This is a genomic window from Neisseria sp. P0021.S005, from assembly GCF_051956955.1.
Window position 1 is genome coordinate 1 of record NZ_JBQCWY010000548.1, and the last position, 2,082, is coordinate 2,082.

Annotated in this window: 2 protein-coding genes; both read right to left on the reverse strand. The window is 52.2% G+C overall.

Annotation, left to right across the window (positions count from 1 at the left end):
- Positions 1 to 31: 31 nt before the first annotated feature.
- A complete protein-coding gene (nusA, locus tag ACTHUE_RS16695; RefSeq protein ID WP_049330906.1) occupies positions 32 to 1,537 on the reverse strand; it encodes a transcription termination factor NusA in 1,506 nt (501 codons plus the stop codon).
- Positions 1,538 to 1,564: 27 nt separating this feature from the next.
- On the reverse strand, positions 1,565 to 1,996 hold the full coding sequence (gene rimP, locus ACTHUE_RS16700; RefSeq protein ID WP_003685973.1) for a ribosome maturation factor RimP: 432 nt from the start codon (positions 1,994 to 1,996) through the stop codon (positions 1,565 to 1,567).
- Between the last annotated feature and the right edge of the window lie 86 nt (positions 1,997 to 2,082).

Genomic DNA, 2,082 nt, shown 5'->3' on the forward strand with positions numbered 1-2,082 from the left:
GCTACGGTTGTATTACTCATTCAGTACCCCCTTAGTTGTTTTCTTCAGTAAACCAGTGTTCGCGTGCAGCCAAAATCACTTTTTTGGCTTCTTCTTCGTCAACACCGGTAATTTCGACCAATTCGTCAACAGACAATTCGGCCAGATCATCGCGTTGGGTAACGCCGGCTTCGGCCAGTTTGCGCAACATGTCGGAATCTACGCCGTCCAAATTGCGCATGTCTTCAGACACTTCACCCAGTTTTTCTTCTGCGGCGATGGTAATGGTCAGGATAGCGTCGCGTGCGCGGTTGCGCAGGGTTTCAACGATTTCTTCGTCAAAGCCGTCAATGGCGAGCAATTCTGCCGCTGGAACGTAAGCAACTTCTTCCAAAGTGGCAAAGCCTTCTTCCACCAAAATATCGGCGGTTTCGTCGTCGATGTTCAAGTGGGTGGTGAAGAGGTTGCGGATAACCGCGTCTTCGGCGGCATTGCGTTCGTCGGCTTCTTCAACGGTCATGATGTTCAGCTGCCAGCCGGTCAGGATGGAAGCCAGACGGACGTTTTGACCGCCGCGGCCGATGGCCAGCGCCAGTTGGTTTTCATCAACGATCACGTCAACGGCGTGTTTGTCTTCATCAATTACAATGCGGCTCACTTCGGCAGGAGACAGCGCATTCATTACGAATTGGGCAGGCTCTGGAGACCACAATACGATGTCAATGCGTTCGCCGGACAATTCGTTGCTCACGGCGTTAACACGGGAACCGCGCACGCCGATACAAGTACCTTGCGGGTCGATGCGTTGGTCGTTGGCTTTAACGGCAACTTTGGCGCGTTGGCCGGGATCGCGTGCTACTTCGCGGATTTCCAACAGGCCGTCTGCAATTTCAGGCACTTCGTTGGCGTAGAGTTTGGCCAAGAAGTCGCCGCTGGTACGGCTCAAAATGACTTGTTTGCGGCCGGTATTGCCGATTTCGTCCACACGCAGGAAGAGGGCGCGGATGCGGTCGCCGCTGCGGAAGTTTTCGCGCGGAATCATTTCTTCGCGCGGAATCAGGGCATCGAGTTTGCCTGCGACAACTTCAACGATAATGCCGTGGCGCTCGACGCGTTTTACCGTACCGGAAACGATGTCTTCTTTAGAAGCGAGGAACTCGTTCAGGTTTTGCTCGCGCTCCGCATCGCGGATGCGTTGCAGGATGATTTGTTTGGCAGTTTGCGCGGCTTGGCGGCCGAAGCCTTCGTTTGGCAGCTGCTCTTCGTAGTATTCGCCGATTTGGATGGTGGTGCCGGGAATTTCTTCTTGGATTTCCTCGATGGTTTTTTCTACGTCGGGGTAGGTGTAGTCTTCATCGGCAACAATCAGCCAGCGGCGGAAGGTTTGGTATTCGCCGGTATCGCGGTCGATTTCGACACGCACGTCCATGTGCTCGCGGTCGGCTTTTTTCTTGGCGGCAGTAGAGAGGGCGAATTCAAGGGCTTTGAATACGACTTCCGTTTCAACGTTTTTTTCACTTGCCAGCGCTTCGGCTAGCTGTAACATTTCGCGACTCATTTTCTAGAATCTCCAAGTAATCGGTTTTTAAAATTTAAATTCGGGGCGCAAACGGGCTTTGTCGATGTTGCTCAATTCGATTTGGGCAGTTTTGCCGTCGAAAGAGACGGTAACGATGTCGTTTTCGCAAGATTCGATGCGGCCGATGAAGTTTTTCTGACCATCAATCGGCAGGCGTGTTTTGATTTTGGCGTTCTGGCCGGCAAAGCGCACGAAGTCGGCGGCTTTTTTCAACGGACGGTCAAGGCCCGGGCTGGAGATTTCCAAACGTTTGTAGTCGATGTCTTCAACCATAAACACGCGGCTCAGATGGTTGCTGACAGTGGCGCAGTCTTCGACGGTGATGCCGCCTTCTTTATCGATGAAAACGCGTAAATCGCCTTGTGCGGTCAGTTCGAAATCGACCAGCTCGTAGCCCAAGCCGGGCAGGGTTTTATCAAGAATGCTTTGAATATCCATGCTTCTCCAGAAGTACATAAACAAAAAAATGGCCGCGCGGCCATTTTTCGTGTGATTTGAAAAATTGGCCTATTATAACTGTTTTC

Excerpts from the sequence above, each read along its gene's own strand:
- nusA (WP_049330906.1), bottom strand. The coding sequence starts at position 1,537 with ATGAGTCGCGAAATGTTACAGCTAGCCGAAGCGCTGGCAAGTGAAAAA.
- rimP (WP_003685973.1), bottom strand. The coding sequence starts at position 1,996 with ATGGATATTCAAAGCATTCTTGATAAAACCCTGCCCGGCTTGGGCTAC.